The sequence below is a fragment of the Thioalkalivibrio sp. AKL17 genome (assembly GCF_000377885.1).
GTDB lineage: Bacteria > Pseudomonadota > Gammaproteobacteria > Ectothiorhodospirales > Ectothiorhodospiraceae > Thioalkalivibrio > Thioalkalivibrio halophilus.
This window is the reverse complement of the sequence record NZ_KB898771.1, coordinates 41,667-59,365: the sequence shown is the minus strand read 5'-3', so window position 1 is coordinate 59,365 and position 17,699 is coordinate 41,667. Positions and strand designations below refer to the sequence as shown.

At 70.1% G+C, this 17,699-nt stretch carries 19 protein-coding genes; 6 read left to right on the top strand and 13 right to left on the bottom strand.

What is annotated here, in order from left to right; translation table 11 throughout:
* Positions 1–38: 38 nt before the first annotated feature.
* Positions 39–1,259: a flagellin gene (locus D577_RS0112655; RefSeq protein WP_018947838.1), complete on the bottom strand. Its 1,221-nt coding sequence runs from the start codon at positions 1,257–1,259 to the stop codon at positions 39–41.
* A gap of 123 nt (positions 1,260–1,382) precedes the next feature.
* Positions 1,383–2,951, bottom strand: a complete 1,569-nt coding sequence (locus tag D577_RS0112650; protein ID WP_018947837.1) for a hypothetical protein — start codon at positions 2,949–2,951, stop codon at positions 1,383–1,385.
* Between the two features lie 119 nt (positions 2,952–3,070).
* On the opposite strand from D577_RS0112650, the gene D577_RS0112645 reads away from it, so the two are divergent.
* Positions 3,071–3,802 (top strand): SapC family protein, encoded by a 732-nt coding sequence (locus tag D577_RS0112645; RefSeq protein ID WP_018947836.1) that lies wholly within the window; start codon positions 3,071–3,073, stop codon positions 3,800–3,802.
* Positions 3,803–3,919: 117 nt separating this feature from the next.
* Here D577_RS0112645 and cobS read toward each other — a convergent pair whose 3' ends face one another.
* Genes cobS through bluB form a run of 8 tightly spaced genes read right to left on the bottom strand, consistent with a single transcriptional unit; the run spans position 3,920 to position 11,190 of the window.
* The gene (gene cobS, locus D577_RS0112640) at positions 3,920–4,708 is read right to left on the bottom strand and encodes an adenosylcobinamide-GDP ribazoletransferase (protein WP_018947835.1); all 789 of its coding nucleotides are present in this window, start codon (positions 4,706–4,708) and stop codon (positions 3,920–3,922) included.
* On the bottom strand, positions 4,705–5,316 hold the full coding sequence (locus tag D577_RS0112635; RefSeq protein ID WP_018947834.1) for a histidine phosphatase family protein: 612 nt from the start codon (positions 5,314–5,316) through the stop codon (positions 4,705–4,707). Before D577_RS0112635 ends, cobS begins: the two co-directional genes overlap by 4 nt.
* Entirely contained in the window at positions 5,313–6,386 is a 1,074-nt protein-coding gene (cobT, locus tag D577_RS0112630; protein WP_018947833.1) for a nicotinate-nucleotide--dimethylbenzimidazole phosphoribosyltransferase, read from the bottom strand. The genes D577_RS0112635 and cobT overlap by 4 nt, the downstream gene beginning before the upstream one ends.
* Before the next feature lie 28 nt (positions 6,387–6,414).
* Entirely contained in the window at positions 6,415–6,942 is a 528-nt protein-coding gene (cobU, locus tag D577_RS0112625) for a bifunctional adenosylcobinamide kinase/adenosylcobinamide-phosphate guanylyltransferase (RefSeq protein ID WP_026289066.1), read from the bottom strand.
* Positions 6,939–8,447 carry a cobyric acid synthase gene (locus D577_RS0112620; RefSeq protein ID WP_018947831.1) on the bottom strand — a complete coding sequence of 503 codons (1,509 nt, stop codon included), beginning with the start codon at positions 8,445–8,447 and terminating at the stop codon, positions 6,939–6,941. Before D577_RS0112620 ends, cobU begins: the two co-directional genes overlap by 4 nt.
* Entirely contained in the window at positions 8,440–9,429 is a 990-nt protein-coding gene (cobD, locus tag D577_RS0112615; RefSeq protein WP_018947830.1) for a threonine-phosphate decarboxylase CobD, read from the bottom strand. Before cobD ends, D577_RS0112620 begins: the two co-directional genes overlap by 8 nt.
* Before the next feature lie 55 nt (positions 9,430–9,484).
* Entirely contained in the window at positions 9,485–10,414 is a 930-nt protein-coding gene (gene cbiB, locus D577_RS0112610) for an adenosylcobinamide-phosphate synthase CbiB (protein WP_018947829.1), read from the bottom strand.
* A complete protein-coding gene (bluB, locus tag D577_RS0112605; protein WP_018947828.1) occupies positions 10,411–11,190 on the bottom strand; it encodes a 5,6-dimethylbenzimidazole synthase in 780 nt (259 codons plus the stop codon). The genes cbiB and bluB overlap by 4 nt, the downstream gene beginning before the upstream one ends.
* A 284-nt stretch (positions 11,191–11,474) precedes the next feature.
* Here bluB and D577_RS0112600 point away from each other — a divergent pair, with 284 nt between their 5' ends.
* From D577_RS0112600 to D577_RS0112580, 5 genes are all read left to right on the top strand, one after another.
* Positions 11,475–12,392 carry a cobalamin-binding protein gene (locus tag D577_RS0112600; protein WP_018947827.1) on the top strand — a complete coding sequence of 306 codons (918 nt, stop codon included), beginning with the start codon at positions 11,475–11,477 and terminating at the stop codon, positions 12,390–12,392.
* Positions 12,393–12,398: 6 nt separating this feature from the next.
* On the top strand, positions 12,399–13,370 hold the full coding sequence (locus D577_RS0112595; RefSeq protein ID WP_018947826.1) for an iron ABC transporter permease: 972 nt from the start codon (positions 12,399–12,401) through the stop codon (positions 13,368–13,370).
* A gap of 1 nt (position 13,371) precedes the next feature.
* Positions 13,372–14,202 carry an ABC transporter ATP-binding protein gene (locus D577_RS0112590; protein WP_018870698.1) on the top strand — a complete coding sequence of 277 codons (831 nt, stop codon included), beginning with the start codon at positions 13,372–13,374 and terminating at the stop codon, positions 14,200–14,202.
* Between the two features lie 3 nt (positions 14,203–14,205).
* The gene (locus D577_RS0112585) at positions 14,206–14,565 is read left to right on the top strand and encodes a hypothetical protein (protein WP_018870699.1); all 360 of its coding nucleotides are present in this window, start codon (positions 14,206–14,208) and stop codon (positions 14,563–14,565) included.
* Positions 14,566–14,652: 87 nt separating this feature from the next.
* Positions 14,653–15,501, top strand: coding sequence for a pirin family protein (locus D577_RS0112580; protein WP_018947825.1), 849 nt, complete (start codon positions 14,653–14,655; stop codon positions 15,499–15,501).
* Between the two features lie 71 nt (positions 15,502–15,572).
* Here D577_RS0112580 and D577_RS14535 read toward each other — a convergent pair whose 3' ends face one another.
* The 3 genes from D577_RS14535 to glpK all read right to left on the bottom strand — a co-directional run bounded on the left by D577_RS14535 (position 15,573) and on the right by glpK (position 17,698).
* On the bottom strand, positions 15,573–15,863 hold the full coding sequence (locus tag D577_RS14535) for a plasmid stabilization protein (RefSeq protein ID WP_081618842.1): 291 nt from the start codon (positions 15,861–15,863) through the stop codon (positions 15,573–15,575).
* Entirely contained in the window at positions 15,860–16,084 is a 225-nt protein-coding gene (locus tag D577_RS0112575; RefSeq protein ID WP_018947824.1) for an addiction module protein, read from the bottom strand. Before D577_RS0112575 ends, D577_RS14535 begins: the two co-directional genes overlap by 4 nt.
* Positions 16,085–16,192: 108 nt before the next feature.
* A complete protein-coding gene (glpK, locus tag D577_RS0112570) occupies positions 16,193–17,698 on the bottom strand; it encodes a glycerol kinase GlpK (protein ID WP_018947823.1) in 1,506 nt (501 codons plus the stop codon).
* Position 17,699: the final 1 nt, after the last annotated feature.

Sequence of the window (17,699 nt, the reverse complement as noted above, 5' to 3'; positions counted from 1 at the left end):
GGATGGCCCGCGGCACGGGCCCGGAGGAAACCTCCTTCTTACTGCAGCAGACCCAGCACGTTCTGCGGCACCGCATTGGCCTGCGACAGCACCGAAGTCCCCGCCTGCTGCAGCACCTCGGCGCGCGTCAGCTCCGCCGTCTCGGCGGCGAAGTCCGCATCCATGATCCGCGAACGTGCATCCGAAAGGTTCTCCGATCCGATCTCCAGGTTCGAAATCGTGCTCTCGAATCGCGTCTGCACCGCACCCAGCTCGGAGCGGAGTGAACTGATCTGGGTCAGCGCGCCGTCCATCACCCCAATGGCCTGAGTCGCGGTATCCCGCGTGGTCACGTCAATCTCGGTCAGGTTGACGTTGTTGTCCCCACCGTTATTGATATCGCCCTGGTTATCACCGAACAGGGCTGCCCCCAGGTTGTCATCATCCTCGTCGAGCGCCCGTCCTCCATCCACCGTGAACCCGGTACCAAACGCCCCGGTGATCGAGATCGACGTCTCTCCATCGTTGTTGACCCGCAGCGCCGCCTCCAGGCTCGCGTCCGATATCACGTCATCCTCGGTTGCGGCCTCGGAGATCGCGCTGTTGATCGCTCGCACCGCATCGTCCATCGTCTGGATGTCATCTCCGTCAAGGGCTACCTCGATGGGATCGGCACCGTCAACAGTGATCGTGACATCGCTGTCACTGAACCCGGCAAGCTCCTCGAGCTGAGACGAGTCCAGGGCTCCATCACCCACCACTTCCGCGGCACCCAGATTCGTGTTGCGCGCATCCACGCCATCCACGCCAATCATCTGGCCCTGGTTCGCGCCCACCTGGAAGAACAGGTCCTCCACGCTGCCATCCAGGATGCGGCCACCGTTGAATTCGGTGTTGTTCGCGATCCGGCCTACCTCGTCCATCAGTTGCTGGACCTCGTCATTCAGCGCCTGACGGTCCGACGCCGAGTTGGAATCGTTCGCCGCCTGCACCGCCAGCTCGCGGGCACGCTGCAGCGAGTCACTCACCGTATCCAGCGCACCTTCGGCGGTCTGCGCCAGCGAGATCCCGTCGTTCGAGTTGCGTACCGCCTGGTCCAGACCGTTGATCTGGCTGGTAAAGCGCTCGGAAATCGCCAGACCCGCCGCGTCGTCCTTCGCACTGTTGATGCGAAGACCCGACGAAAGACGCTCCAGCGACTGCGAAAGCGCACCCTGCGACTCGTTCAGATTACGCTGGGCGTTCAGCGACATCACGTTGGTATTGATGACCTGGGACATGGTTGTTTCCTCCGGAACTAGGGTGCCGGCGGGGCCGGCTGAGGCAATCCTTCTGCGGCGTCATGCCGCCTTCGATTCCCTTAACGACCGCCCTGCCCCAAGCTTGAGTCCACCCGGCCACAATCAGCTCGATTCGCGCATCACCGCCTTTTTCGAAATGAGCTCGAGGGCCTTGTCGATCCCGGCCCTGGCATGTTCTTCCTGAAATTCCAAGCCTTCGCGAGGGCGGACAATCTGCATCGCCGGATTCGCCTCGAAGATCACGACCTGGCCTTCGGGATCAATCGCAAAATCAACACCACAGTAGTCGAGCCCGGTAAGTTCAAGGGCATTTTTCACGCTGCCCAGGATCTCGGACGAAAGTTCGTTGAGTGGATCTTCCAGGAACAGGATGGAGCGATTTCTTAGATCGGCGCGCTCCCGCATCAATTCTTCGGCCGAGCCTCCATGCACGCTCCAGTCCTCGGACATGTACATGTGCGACATGTGCAGTTCGTCGCCGATCAGGAACGCACGAAACTTCCGGAACAGGCCCGTGGCCGGGTCCCGGGTGTCCAGCCATTCGATCAGATACAGTTCTCGCACCCGATCCGTCACCTGCATGCGGCGCAGTTCCCGACGGTTTTCGATCCGATACATCCAGCGCCCGGTCTGCAGGCCGGCCGAACGCAGGATCACCGGGTACCGGATCCCGTTTGCCTCCATCGCCTCCTCGACCGCCATCACCGGATCGGAAACGCCCTGCACGGGGATCGCGACCGTCCTGGGGAACCGGACACCGGGCGTATTCGCGAACCGCCGTGCATTGGCATCCCGACGGGTCTGCAGAATCCTTGACGGATGATTCACGACCGGCAGGCCCAGCCTCTCCACCAGTTGCTGCGCCGTTGCCAGGTCGTCCGGGGACTTGTCGGCATCGGTGATGGAACACAGGACGACATCCGCCGGGGGTGCCTGATCCATCAGCTCCGGGCGATCCTGGAGGGCCTCCGCATACACATCGCTGGTGGGATATCCGGCTCGTGCCACATGCGTACTCAGGTCGTTTCCGGTCTCGAAGGTGATCTGCCCCGACTGCCGGTTGATCCGTGGCGGCGTCCGACTCATTGCCTTCAGAATCAGGACATGCGGCTTGCCGTCATCCCCTTCGCGGGTCTGGAACCCCCTGTCGGCCAGGGCCTCGCGACACTCCGCAACCGCACCCTCACGGTCACCCGTCATGCCTCTGAGTGCGCCTGCCTGCAGGCGGAGTGAAGAAGGCCCGTCGGGACGACGCTCCACATTGCCCCGGGCCACCTCCAGTGCGGACTCCAGCTCCCCCAGACGGAGACGCGCCAGGACACGCGCGTTGGCCCACGTCGACGACTCCGGATCAAGCTCGGCCAGTCGGTCTGCCGCGGCGATCATGGCCTGACTGTCGTCGTTGGCACGGCCGATGCGAAACAGGCGCTTAAGGTCATCCTCGGTCCCGCCCCGTTCCGCGGCCCGATGGGCGGCCTCCAGCGCCGACGGCATCTCCAGGCGCTCCCGCGCGATCGTGAGCGCACGCCAGACCTCACCCTGACGGTCCTGGCCCGTCAGCCGCGAGAGTTCACGTTCCGCACGCTCGGTGCGTCCCTGCTCCAGATGCTGCAACGCGGCCTTGAGGGTCAGCGGCGCGCTGTTCGAACGTTTACGGGTTTTGCGGGCCAATCGAGATCTCCCCATGCTAGGCTTTTGGCGATCTTACCGTAGCGGCCGACCCGGCCAACATTTGAACGATACGGCAACGTTACGCACCGCCGTGACCGTCAGGAGACCGAGCAACCGCCATGTTCAGAACCATCATGCCACTGTCACGCGCCGGCGACTCTCTGGGTGTCGAATGGGAGGCCGGTTTCGAATTCGCGCGCGGCAGCGAGCGCGTGGAAATCGGGCTGTCCGAATGTATTCAGGCCGCCGCGGCCATGCCCCTGGCCCTGGTGAAGGATCCGGAACAGGAAGCTTTCCGCGTGGTGGCGGTCATGGGCGTGGAGGACAACGACAACCTGCTGGTCGATGACGACGGGCACTGGCATGCGGGTTACACGCCGTCCGCCCTGCGCCTCTATCCGTTCACCCTGAGCGGCGGCACCAACGGAGCCGATCCCGAACTGGCCTACGACGCGGCCAGTGGCATGGTGCATGTCGGCGGCTCGCAGCGTTTGCTCGATGACGGACAACCGACGGAACTGCCCGAGCGCCTGATCAAGGCATTGCGCTGGATGGAGGAAGACAAGATCGCGGCACGCATCGCCGCACAGTCACTGGAGGTGGCCGGCGTGGTGGGGCCATGGGAACCCTCGATCACGCTGCACGGCGAGGAGGTATCCCCCCGGGGTCTGTATGGCGTTGACCAGAAGGCACTCGCGGGCCTGCGCGGCCCCATGCTTGAAGCCCTGAATGACGCCGGCGGCCTGCTGCTGGCCCATGCCCAGCTCGTCTCAATGAACAATTTCCCATTCCTCGGTCGTCGCCTGCACGAAGCCGAGAAACAGGCGCGACCGATGCTTTTCGACGCCTGAACGGAACGAAGCGCGGATCGGCCAGGGGGCTGGCCTCCTACGGTTGAACCCGTGCCCCCCGGCAGGAGGCCGGCCCTCCGGCCGATCGGGCCCGGGGGATGGCTGCCAGCGAGGGCCCTACGCGGTGAGGGTCAGGGCCATGACCACCAGGGCCACGGCCTCGACGATCTCGAGGGTGGCGCCGGCGGGGTCGCCGGTGAAGCCGCCGAGCCAGCGGCGGAAGAACGCGGCCAGGGCGACCACGGTGGCGCCGGCGGCGATCAGGGCGATGATGGCGCCGGGCAGGCCGCCGGCCACGCCGAGGATGACCACGGCGATGGCCGTGGCCACCAGTACTCCGGCGGCGGCCCGTTCGGGCAGGTTCGCCGCCATGTCGGCACCCAGGCCGGCGGGATTGAGGTAATCCGCGAGGCGGAACAGCAGCACCAGGGCGGCGCGGCCGAGGACCACGGCGATCACCAGCGCCAGCCACTGCGCGGCGGCCACCAGCGGCACCAGTGCGGCGAACTTGACCAGCAGCACCAGCATCACGGTAGCTACCGCGATCGGGCCGGAGGTCGGGTCCTTCATGATGGTGCGGGCGCGCTCGGAGTCGCCGTGGCTGCCCACGCGAGCGTCCACCGTGTCGGCCAGCCCGTCCAGATGCAGCGCGCCAGTGATCGCCACCCAGCCGGCCAGTACCAGCGCGGCCAGCAGCAACGGTTCGGCGCCCGGCAGCAGGGCCAGCAGCATGCCGCCGACGGCCAGCAGCAGGCCCAGCACCAGCCCCACCAGCGGGTAGAACAGCAGCGAACGTCCGGCGTCTTCCGGGCGCGGGGCCTCGGCCAGCAGGCGCGCCGGCAGTGGCACCCGGGTGAGGAACACCAGCGCCAGCCACAGCGGGGCGAGCGTGGCCGGCCGGCTCATGCCTGCACCCGCGCGGGATCGACCCGGTGCAGCACCGCCAGCGGGGCCTCGATGCTCAGCAGTTCGGCCAGCGGGATGCCCTCGAAGTGCGCACGCAATACGCGGATGACGCCGCCGTGGGTCACCACCAGCGTGCGCGCGGTGCCGGGCGTGGCCACGCTCTCGCGCCAGCCGGCCAGCACGCGCTCGCGGAACGCACCCAGCGCCTCGCCTTGCGGCGGCGGGCAGCCTTCCGGATCCTGCCAGAAGCGGCCCAGCGCGTCGGCCTCGGTCTCCATCAGCGCGGCGGCGCTGCGGCCCTCCCAGGTGCCGAAGTGCAGCTCGCGCAGGCGCGGCTCCACCACCAGCGGCACCTCCCAGCGCTCGGCCCAGGCCGAGGCCGGCCCCTGACAGCGCTGCAGCGGCGAGGTCACGATGCGGTCCCAGGCCGGTTCGCCGGAGTCCAGACCGGGTGGGCGCCGGCGTGCCAGTTCACCCTCCATCGCCGCCTGGCCGCGCGCGGTCAGCGGCACGTCGCTGCCGGCGCCGCAGAAACCCTCGCCGGTGGTCTCGCCGTGACGCAGCAGCCCGACCCGCGCCCCGTCGCCGGCGGACGCCCCCGTACTCACGCGCCCGCTCCGGACTCGTCGTCCGCCACCCCGGCCTCGTCGAAGGTCGCCATGCCGGCGTGCAGCTCGCAGGCCATGCGCAGCAGCGGCACCGCGGTCGCCGCGCCGCTGCCCTCGCCCAGGCGCATGCCCAGATCCAGCAGCGGCTGCGCACCCAGCGCCTCCAGCACACGGTCGTGGCCGGGCTCGGCGGAGCGGTGGGCGTAGAAGAACCAGTCCCCGGCCCCCGGGCACAGCCGCGTCGCCACCAGTGCCGCGGTGCTGGCGATGAAGCCGTCCACCAGCACCGGCTGGCCGATCTGCGCGCTGGCCAGGAACGCACCGGTCAACCCGGCGATCTCGAAGCCGCCGACCCGGCGCAGCCACTCCAGCGCCGAATCGCCGGCCTCGGCGTGCAGGGCCAGCGCGCGTTCGATCACCTCGGCCTTGTGCCGCACCCCGGCCGGGTCCAGCCCGGTCCCCGGGCCCGCCAGCGCGTCCGGCGACGCCCCCAGCAGGCCGCAGGCCACGGCCGCCGCGGCGGTGGTGTTCCCGATGCCCATCTCCCCGCCGATGAACAGCCCCCCGCCGCCCTGGCGCGCCCGTTCGGCCGCCTGGCGCCCGGTGTTCAGCGCACGCTCCAGCTGCGCCGGGGTCATCGCCGGCTCGCGCGCGAAGTTGGCAGTGCCCGGGCCCAGGCCGGCGCGGATCACGCCCTCGGGCTCGGGACCGCCGGGCAGCGTGCCCAGGTCGATGATCTCCAGTCGCGCGTCCAGGCTGCGCGCGAGCACCGTGATCGCCGCCCCGCCGGCGGCGAAGTTGGCGACCATCTGCCCGGTCACCGCCTGCGGAAAACGCGAGATGCCTTCGGCGACCACGCCATGGTCGCCGGCGAACACGGTGATCCACGGGTGCGGCGGGTGCGGGCACTCGCGGCCCTGCAGCGCGGCCAGGCGCTCGGCCAGGGTCTCCAGGCGGCCCAGCGAGCCCGGCGGCTTGGTCAGCCGTTCCTGTCGGGCGCGGGCACGCGCGGCCGCCCCGGCATCCAGCGGCGCGGCGGGGACATTCAGCCAGTCACAGTCTTCGGTCACGCGCGTTCCTCGCAGGTCGATGCGGTCATCAGGCGTTCACTATCGGGCCCTTGAGCACGTGCGGCAGGCCGGCGACGGTCAGCACCACGCGGTCGAGATCGGCGGCCAGGCGCTGGTGCAGCGCACCGGCCTCGTCGGCGAAGCGCCGCGACAGCGCATCCAGCGGCACGACCCCCAGCCCGGTCTCGTTGCTCACCGCGATGATGCTACCCGGCAGGGTCGGCAGCGTGGCGATCAGCGCCTCGCGCTCGCGCTCGATGTGCGCCTCGTCCTCGGTGCACAGCAGCTGGGTCAGCCACAGGGTCAGGCAGTCGATCAGCAGGCAGCGATCCGGCGCCGCGGCCTCCTGCAGCCGGGCGGCCAGGTCGTCGCCGGCCTCGATCAGGTCCCAGCCGGCCGGCCGCCGGCGGCGGTGCTGTTCCACCCGCCGCAGCATCTCGTCGTCGTCGGCGCGCGCGGTGGCCACGTAGGTCACCGGCTGTCCGGACGCCAGCGCCAGCTGTTCCGCCATGCGGCTCTTGCCCGAACGCACGCCGCCCAGTATCAGGGTTCTCATGACCGGGCGCCCCCTTGTTGCACGTGCAGCAGGTCCAGCAGTCGGTCGATGTCCATGTGTTCCTCCAGTGCGTCGGCCAGACGCTCCAGGCTCGCCTCGCGCAGCGCGTCCAGATCCACGGCGGCGCCGTCCGCCTCCAGCCCGGCCCAGGCCAGCAGTGCCCCGGCGGCGGCCGGCTCGTCGAACACCCCGTGCACGTAGGTGCCGGCCACTGCGTCGTCCGTCGAACGAGCGCCGTCCGGCCCGGCGGCCAGTTGCAGCACCGGGCGTTCGCAGTCCGCCCCGGCGGTGTGCCCGGCGTGGATCTCGTAGCCGCGCACCGGCGCCGCCCGCTCCATCACGCCCTTGCCGGTCACCTGCCGCAGCTGCTTGGCCGGGCGCAGCGTGGTCTCCACGTCCAGCAGGCCCAGCCCGATCGAGGAGCCCGGGGCGCCCTCGACGCCTTCCGGGTCGTGCACCGCGCGCCCCAGCATCTGATAGCCGCCACAGATCCCCAGCACCCGGCCACCGTAGCGCAGGTGACGCATCAGTTCGCGCTCGAAGCCCTGTTCGCGCAGCCAGGCCAGGTCGTCGCGCACCGCCTTGGACCCCGGCAGGAGCACCAGATCCGCCGGCTGCAGCCGCTCCCCCGGCCCGGCGAAGCGCAGCGACACCCCCGGGTGCAGGCGCAGCGGGTCGAAATCCGTATGGTTGGACATCCGCGGCAGCGCCGGCACCACCACCCGCAGAGGCTCGCCCTCGCCGCTCGCCCACGCGCCACTCGCCGGGGCCGCCTCGCGCAGCAGCGCGTCCTCGGCATCCAGCTGCAGCCCCGACAGATACGGCAGCACGCCCAGCACCGGCTTGCCGGTCTCGGCCTCCAGCCAGTCCAGCCCGGACTGCAGCAGCGCCGGATCGCCACGAAAGCGGTTGATCACGAAGCCGGCCACCCGCGCCCGTTCGCTTTCCGCCAGCAGCGCCAGCGTACCCACCAGATGCGCGAACACCCCGCCGCGGTCGATGTCGGCGACCAGGATCACCGGGCAGTCCACCGCCTCGGCGAACCCCATGTTGGCGATGTCTCCCGCGCGCAGGTTGATCTCCGCCGGCGAGCCGGCCCCTTCCACCAGCACCGCGGCATATTGCGCCGCCAGACGCCGGTGCGCCGCCAGCACCGCCTCGCGCGCCACCGGCTTGTAGTCATGGTAGGCGCGCGCGTCCAGCTCCTCCACCGCGCGGCCGTTGACGATCACTTGCGCACCCCGGTCGCTGGAGGGCTTGAGCAGCACCGGGTTGAAGTCGGTATGCGGCTGCAGCCCGCAGGCGGCGGCCTGCAGGGCCTGGGCCCGCCCGATCTCGCCGCCCTGAGCGGTCACCGCGCTGTTGAGCGCCATGTTCTGCGGCTTGAACGGCGCCACCGCGATCCCGCGCCGGCGCAGCACGCGCCCCAGCCCGGCCACCAGCACGCTCTTGCCGGCATCCGAGGTGGTGCCCTGGACCATCAAGGTGCCGCCGGTGTCAGTCATCACTCAGCTCCGTAAGCGCGGCCTCCAGGCGCTGCCAGCCCGCCTCGTCGCCGGGCAGCCCGAAGCGCAGGCTGGCCGGCTCCTCGAAGCGCCGCACCAGGATCGCCGCGCGCGCCAGCCGGTCCTGGATCTCTTCGGCACGTTCGCTGCGCACCCACTGGAACAGCGCGGTACCGCCATCCGGGGCGAGTCCGTGTGCGCGCAGCAGGGCCGCCAGGCGTTCGCCCTCGCCCGCCAGCTGCATGCGCCGCGCCGACTGCCAGCCATGATCCGCCAGCGCCCCGGCCGCGACCTGCCGCGACGGCCCCGGCACGCTCCACGGCCCCAGGCGCGCGCTCAGCGCCCGGCGCAGCGGCTCCGGCGCGAACACGAACCCGACCCGGGCCCCGGCCAGGCCGAAGAACTTGCCCAGCGAGCGCAGCACCACCAGCCCGTCACGCGGGCCCTCGGGCACCAGACTCAACTGCGGCTCGCTGTCGACGAAGGCCTCGTCCACCACCAGCCAGCCGCCGCGCCGCGCCAGCCGGGCGTGCCACTCCCGCAGCTGCGCGGGCTCGACGCGCGTGCCGGTGGGGTTGTTGGGGTGGATCAGCACCAGCACGTCGACCGCGTCCAGCACGGCCTCGATGGCGCCGGCCTCGGGCTCCACCGGCTGCACGGCGTGGCCGCAGGCGCTCCAGGCGCGCGCGTGTTCGTTGTAGCCGGGGTGCAGCACGCCGACGCGGGCCTGCTCGCGGCCGGTGCCCTCGCCCCACAGCACCGGCAGGGCCTGGATCGCGGCCTGGGAGCCGGGCAGCGGCAGCAGGGCGTCGCTGCCGTAATACGCGGCGGCCGCCGCCTCCAGCCCGTCATCGGCCTCCGGCAGCCGCGTCCAGGCCTGCGGCGGCAGCGGCGGCACCGGCCAGCCCCGCGGGTTGATGCCGGTGGACAGGTCCAGCCAGTCCTCGACCGCATGCCCCCAGCGCCGGGCCGCCGCGCGCACGCCCCCGCCATGGCGCGACTCCGGGGTCGCGCCGTCCCGGGATCCGGACCGGGCGTCAGGCGAAGACAATGAACGACACCCCGATCACGATCACCGCCATCCACAGCGCCAGCGCGCGGTCCACCAGCCCCATCGCCCGGCGGATGCGCGCGGCACCGGCCGCCCCCTCGTCTTTGTCGCCGGTGGCCTCCGTGGCGTGACCCAGCACCGGACGCCATTCGCGCCGGCCGTGGTAATACGCATAGCCGCCCAGCCGCACACCCAGCGCGCCCGCGCCGGCGGCCATCACCGGCCCGGCATTGGGGCTCTTCCACGCGGCGGCCTGTTCGCGCCAGCAGCGCAGCGCGCTGCCCATGCGCCCGGCGGCGGCATAGGCCAGCGCGGTCAGGCGCGCCGGGATGTAGTTAAGCACGTCGTCCAGCCGCGCGGCGGCCCAGCCGAAATGGCGGTGGCGCGGCGTGCGATAGCCCCACATCGCATCCAGGGTGTTCACCAGCCGATAAGCCACCACCCCCGGCGCACCGGCCACCAGAAACCAGAACACCGTGGCGAACAGGGCGTCGTTGCCATTCTCCAGCACCGATTCCACGGTCGCGCGGCTGACGCCGTCGGCATCCATCTCGTCGGTCGCGCGTGACACCAGCATTCCCGTCCCGGCGCGCGCGCCGTCCAGGTCGTCCTGCTCCAGCGACACCGCCACCCGCTCGGCGTGCTCGTCCAGCGAGCGCCAGCCAAGTGCCAGCACCAGCACCAGCAGGCTGACGATCCAGCCCCAGGCGAGACTGGCCGCCCAGGCCGCCAGCACCACCCAAGGCAGCACCAGCACCGTCAGCAACAGGGTGCCGCGCAGCCGGCTGTCCGCGTGGAAGCGCCGTTCCAGCCCCTGCGCGAGGCGCCCGAAGCCCGCCAGCGGATGGAAGCGCCGCGGATCACCGAACAGCCGGTCCAGGGTCAGGGCGCCCAGCAGGACGAGAAAGGCGGTCACGCGCTGTTCTCCTCCCGGGAGCCACCCCGGAAATCGTCGCCGACGTCGTCCTTCGGATCGGGGACCGGGGTCGAACCCGCCCGGCCCCAGCAATCCTCGAACACCAGCTCGTCCAGCGGACGCCGGGTATCCCAACCCTCGGTCTCCAGCATCGGCTCGTCGTAGAACGCCTCCACCTCACCCAGGCACAGGATCGCGATCGGGTGCGCCCCCTCCGGCATCCCCAGGGTGCGCGCCAGCCATTCCGGCTCGAACAGCGACACCCAGCCCATGCCCAGGCCCTCGGCACGCGCCGCCAGCCACAGGTTCTGGATCGCGCAGGCAGCCGAACACAGGTCCATCTCCGGCAGGGTGCGCCGGCCCAGCACGTAGCGCTCGCGCCCGTCGGTCAGGGCGACCACCAGGATCTCCCCGGCGTCGCGGATGCCCTCCAGCTTCAGCCGCTGAACCTCGGCACCGCGCTCGCCGCAGGCCTCGGCGGTGCGCTCGTGTTCGGCGGCCACATGGCCGTGGATGGTTTCACGCAGCGCCGGATCGGCCACCCTTACGAAGCGCCACGGCTGCATGTAGCCGACGCTGGGGGCACGATGCGCAGCCTCCAGCAGGCGCCCCAGCACCTCCGCGTCCACCACGGTGCCGGCACGGAAATGCCGCATGTCGCGGCGCTCGTTGATCGCGCGATAGACCGCGGCGGCTTCTTCCGGCGGAAAACCCGACTCCGGGGCGGCCGGGAAAGGGCTGGAAGGTACGGCGGATGACGGGGTGTTGCGGGACATGCGAAGACGTCTCCCGGCAGCGGGCGAGATGGGTGCAAGGGTGTCGCGAGGATCCGGCGCATGGCCGGACGGGAAGGCAGGATGATACGCGTTCGCACCCGCCCTCTCCAGTGCGCCCGGTCACACACGGCCCTGCCGCGGGCGGGCTCTCCCGCGGGGGCCGTGACACTCCTGTTATGATATTGCGTCCTTGCAGGCGCGGCACACCGCCGGTTGCGGCTTTTTCCCGCCGGGGCACCATCCGCGCCAGCCCCCCGGAACCGGAAATCCAGGAACCACTGCGCATGTCATATCGTTCGAACCTGTTGCCGGCCCTGCTCGCGGCGAGTGCCCTGCTGCTGAGCCCGGCCGGCCACGCCGCCGACAACGACTCCATTTCCGTGATCGACGACACGGATCGGGAAGTCCGGCTGGACGCCCCGGCCGAGCGGATCGTGAGCCTGGCCCCGCACATCACCGAGGTGCTGTTCGCGATCGGCGCCGGCGACCGCGTGATCGGCGCGACCGACCACAGCGACTACCCGGAACAGGCCGCGGACATCCCCCGGGTCGGGGGCTACACCAGTCTCGACCTGGAACGCATCCTCGCCAAGGAACCCGACCTGGTGGTGGCCTGGGACAGCGGCAACTCGCGCTCGCACATCGAGCGCCTGCGCGAACTGGGCCTGACCGTCTACACCTCCGAACCGCGCGGGTTCGACGGCGTGGCCTCCAGCATGGAGCGCATGGCCGAACTGGCCGGCACCGCGGAACAGGGCCGCGCCGAGGCCCAGCGCTTCCTGCAGGAGATCGAGGCCCTGCGCGCCGAATACGCGGATCGCGACCCCGTCCCGCTGTTCTATCAGGTCTGGGACCAGCCACTGATGACGGTAAACAACGAACACCTGATCGCCGAGGCCATCGAGGTGTGCGGCGGCGAGAACGTGTTCGGCCACCTCGACCGCCTGGTACCGCGCATGGACCGCGAAGCGGTGATCCACGCCGACCCCGAGGTCATCATCGGTGGCGGCATGGGCGAGGACAACCCCGCCTGGGTCGAGGCCTGGCGCGAGTGGGACAACATGCTCGCGGTGCGCCGCGACAACCTGTTCTTCCTGCCGCCGTCGCTGCTGCAGCGCCACACCCCGCGCATCGCCGAGGGCACCGCCCTCATGTGCGAGGAGCTGCAGACCGCCCGCGACCGGCGTCCCGAATCGCCGTAACCAGGCGTGACCCGCTCCTTCCTGCTTGCCGCGGGCGTGCTGCTGCCCGCCTCGCTGTTGTCGCTGGTCGTGGCCCTGGCCTGGGGCAGCGTGGCCATCCCGCTCGGCGAGCTCCCCCGGGTGCTCACCGGCGAGGCCTCGGCGCTGCACGCCACGCTGATCACCGAACTGCGCCTGCCACGCGCGCTGGCCGCGTTCGCCGCGGGCGGGCTGCTGGGCGTCGCCGGCGCGCTGATGCAGGTGCTGCTGCGCAACCCGCTGGCCGACCCCTACGTGCTGGGCCTCTCCGGCGGCGCCTCGGTGGGCGCTCTGCTGGCCATGCTCGCCGGGCTGTCGATGTTCTCGGTATCCGCCGCGGCCTTTGCCGGGGCCATGCTCTCCACACTCATCGTGTTCGGCCTGGCGCATGGCACCGGATCCTGGACCGCCACCCGCCTGCTGCTGACCGGCGTGGTGGTGGCCGCCGGCTGGGGCGCGCTGATCAGCTTCCTGCTGGCGGTCAGCCCCACCGCGGAACTGCCGGGCATGCTCTACTGGCTGATGGGTGACGTCTCGCATGCCCGCCATCCGGGCCCGGCCTGGGGCGTGCTGGTGTTCGTGGTGCTGGCGGCCATGCCGCTGGGCCGCACCCTCAACGTCCTCGCGCGCGGCCCCATGCAGGCCGCCGCGCTGGGCGTGTCGGTGCGCCCGGTCGAATGGTCGATCTACATCGCCGCGTCGCTGATCACCGCCACCGCGGTCACCCAGGTGGGCGCGGTGGGCTTCGTCGGCCTGATCGTGCCGCACATGCTGCGTCTGGTGTTCGGCAACGACCAGCGGGTGATCCTGCCCGCCTCGGCGCTGGCCGGCGGCATCCTGCTGACCCTGGCGGATACCCTGGCGCGCACCATCATCGCCCCGGAGCAGCTGCCGGTGGGCGTGATCACCGCAATGCTGGGCGTGCCGGTGTTCCTGTTCCTGCTGTACCGGAGCCGCTGAGATGAGCCGCGCCGACGCACATGCCGATGCCCTCAGCGTGCACGAGGCCCCCACCGCCGACACCCTGCTGGCCACCCGCGACCTGGTGATCGACATCCCCGAACGCGCGGACTCCTCGCCGCTGCACCTGACCGTCAACCCCGGCCAGTGCTGGGGCATTCTCGGGCCCAATGGCGCCGGCAAGAGCACGCTGCTGCACACCCTCGCCCGCCTGCGCCCCCCGCGCGCCGGCGGGATCGAACTGACCGGGCAGCCCCTGGGCAGCCTGTCGCGGCCGGATCTGGCACGGCGCCTGGGTCTGGTGTTCCAGAACCACCATGACGGCTTCCCTGCCACCGTCCTCGAAACCGCGCTGATCGGCCGCCACCCGTACCTGCGCCCCTGGGACATCGAGACCCGCGAGGACGTGGACGCCGCCCGCGCCGCGCTGGCCACCGTGGACCTCGACGGCATGGAGGGCCGGCAGGTGGACACCCTCTCCGGCGGCGAACGCCAGCGACTGGCACTGGCCACCGTGCTGACCCAGGACCCGCAGGTTCTGCTGCTGGACGAACCCACCAGCCAGCTCGACCTGCACCACCAGGTCAGCGTCCTGCAGCGCGTGCGCGAAATCGCCGGCGGTGAACGCCGCGCCGCAGTGATGGCCCTGCATGACGTCAATCTGGCCGCCCGCTTCTGCGACCACCTCCTGCTGATGTTCCCCGACGGCGGCGCCTGCTGGGGCCCCACCCGCAGCATGCTGGTGCCCGCCGCGCTGGAACGCCTGTACAACCAGGCCCTGAGCGTGGGCGAGGTGGACGGCCACCCGGTATTCCTGCCCCGAGTGGAGTAGCCCATGGAGTTTCATCGCATCCTCGAAGGCACGACCGATCCTGACAGCCTGCAGCGACGCCTGACGGTGCCCGCCCTGCCAACAGCCTGCGAACTGATCGACAACCTGGTCGAAGACCGGGGGACCGACCAGGGCGTCATCTATTGCCTGTGGGGCGAGTTCCGCGTGAACCGCGAGCTTATCCACGGCGGCGTGCGCTTCAGCCTGCCGGACTGCCCCAACGGCGTGGCCTGGACCCTGACCACCGGGCACCCGCCGGACGAGTCCGCCGTCGTACTGCATCTGACCATGCATCGGCGCGAACACGAGCCCGACTTCATCGAGAGCCTGGAGGCCTTCGCCGACGCGTGGCAGCTCCCCTGACCGGCAACAACGCGCCGGATCGGACCATGCAATTTTCTTTTCGTTTTGCGGTCGGTATGGTGCAGACTCGACGCGAAGGAGAACGCCATGAACCCCACGCCACCGGACAGCATCCGCCACTCGCACCCGACGCAGGACGGCGCGGGCGTGAAGATCCGCCGCATCCATGACTTCGGCGGCGGCCTCGACCCGTTCCTGATGCTGGACGAGCTGAAGACCGCCCCCGGCGACGAAGACGTGGGCGGCTTTCCCGACCATCCGCATCGCGGTTTCGAGACCCTCACCTATCTGGTGCGCGGCGGCGTCAGCCATCGCGATTCCATGGGCAACGAAGGACAGGTGCAGGCCGGCGGCGCGCAATGGATGAGCGCCGGCCGCGGCGTGATCCATTCCGAGACCCTGCATCCCGATCCGGAAGGGCTGCACGGCTTTCAGCTGTGGGTGAACCTTCCGGCCGCGCGCAAGATGGAGCCCCCGCGCTATCGCGACGTCGGCACCGACGCCATGCGCCACCTGCCGGAGGAAGACGCCCCGCTGGACTTCAAGGCCGTGGCCGGCTCCTGGCAGACCAGCGCCGGCGACACCGAGGGCCCGCTCGGCCAGATCGGCGAAGGCGCGGGCATGGCGGATCTGAGCCTGCCGGCCGGCTATCGCCTGTCACTGGCCGTGCAGCTGGACGAGCGCGTGCTGGGCTACGTCTTCGAGGGCGCGCTCACCGGCCTGAACGCCGGCGAACTGGGTGTCTGGCACGGCCACACCATGATCCACCTGATCGCCCGCCAGGACAGCCGCGTCCTGCTGTTCAAGGGCCGCCCGCTGGCCGAACCCATCGCCCACTACGGGCCGTTCGTGATGAACAGCGACGCCGAGATCCAGCAGGCCATCTCCGACTACCAGTCCGGCCGCCTCGCCGCCCGCCCCGCCAGCATCGACTGACAACGGGGCCGCGGGGCCACGCGCCCACGCGACGGCGGCGCACGAATTCAATGCATTGTCCCTGTCTGCATTCAAGACCGGCCCTTCCAGTACCCCGGCTCTCGATGAAGGTTCATCACCGCAATGACGAGGACACCTCCCTCTTCCGCGGAGTAAAGCACTCCATACGGAAACCTCCGTACCAGGGCCCTCCGGATATCTCCGTCAAGCACTGGCCAGGCCGCTGGATACGATACGGCCCTCTGAACTGCCGAATACACTTCCACAGAAAGATCGTATCCGAGGCCAGGCTCGATCTCTTCGTAGTAGCCCACAGCCTCACGCAATTCGCGCTCAGCTTCCGGATGAAAGCGGAAGCTCATTGAGATTGCTCGCCCCAGATCTTCGCAAACACTTGTTCTCCGGGAACGGCCTCCACATCACCGGAACGAAACTCCTTCAATCGCTCCTGCGCCACCGAAGCCCATTTTTCATCGATCCGGGATTCGGGGGGATTGAGACTGCGCAGAAGCGAATCGACCACCAGCGCACGCTCCTCAACTGGGAGTGCCTCGGCTTCATCAATCAGGTCCTTGATCCTCATAGATCACCTCTCACGTAGATCCTGTTACTTCCGAACGCCAGCCATCAGACGCTCAAGACACGATCGGCCCCCGGACGGTACTACACCACAATACTCCGCGACGCGGGCCTACCCCCGCGCGTCGCGTTCCCAGTTCATGCAGCGGCGCACGGCTTCCTTCCAGCCGTGGTACTGGCGGTCGCGCGTGGCGGCGTCCAGCTGCGGCTCGAACACGCGTTCGATGCGGCTGAATGCGCGCAGGTCGTCGCGGCTCCACAGGCCCGTGGCCAGACCGGCCAGGCCGGCGGCGCCCAGGGCGGTGCTCTCGGTGATGGCCGGGCGCTCCACCCGCACCCCCAGCTGGTCGGCCTGGAACTGGACCATCAGATTGTTGGCCACCGCACCGCCGTCCACCCGCAGGGTCTGCAGGGCCAGGCCGGAATCGGCCTGCATGGCCTCGATCACGTCGCGGGTCTGGTAGGCCAGGGCATCCAGCGTCGCGCGCGTCACGTGCTCCTTGCGCGTGCCCCGGGTCAGGCCGAAGATCGCCCCGCGCGCATGCGGATCCCAGTACGGCGCCCCCAGCCCGGCGAAGGCCGGCACCACGTAGACCCCGCCGGCGTCCTCCACCCGGCTCGCGAAGTACTCCGACTCCGCGGCCGTATCGATCAGGTGCATCTCGTCGCGCAGCCACTGCACGGCGGCCCCGGCGATGAAGATGGAGCCCTCCAGGGCGTATTCCACCTGCCCGTCCAGGCCCCAGGCGATGGTGGTCAGCAGGCCGTGTTCCGAGGTCACCGGGCGGGTGCCGGTGTTCATCAGCAGGAAACAGCCGGTGCCGTAGGTGTTCTTGGCCATGCCCGGCTCGAAACAGGCCTGGCCGAACAGGGCCGCGTGCTGGTCCCCGGCCATGCCGGCCACCGGCACCCGCGCGCCGCCGAACATCTCCGTGCCGGTGTGGCCCAGTACCTCGCTGGAGGACACCACCTCGGGCAGCATGGCGCGCGGGATGTCCAGCGCTTTCAGCAGGGTGTCGTCCCACTGCAGGCGGTGGATGTCGAACAGCATGGTGCGCGAGGCGTTGGTCACGTCGGTGACGTGGCGCTCGCCGCGCGTGAGGTTCCACACCAGCCAGCTGTCCATGGTGCCGAACAGCAGGTCGCCGTTGCGGGCCTTCTCGCGCGCGCCGTCCACGTGATCGAGGATCCAGCGGATCTTGGTACCGGAGAAATAGGCGTCCGGCAGCAGCCCGGTGGTCGCGCGGATATGGCCTTCCAGACCCTCGTCGCGCAGGCGGTCGCAGAGATCCGCGGTACGCCGGTCCTGCCACACGATGGCCGGATGGATCGGGCGGCCGCTGTGACGATCCCATACCAGCGTGGTCTCGCGCTGGTTGGTGATGCCGATGGCCGCCAGCTGCGCGGGCTTGATGCCATTGCGCTCCAGCGCCTCGCGCGCCACGCCGATCTGGGTGCCCCAGATCTCCATCGCGTCATGCTCCACCCAGCCGGAGTGCGGGTAGGACTGGGCGAACTCTTTCTGCGCGACCCCGGCGATACCGCCCTCCAGATCGAACAGGATGGCCCGGCAGCTGGTGGTGCCCTGGTCCAGGGCGAGGATGTATCCGTTGGCCATG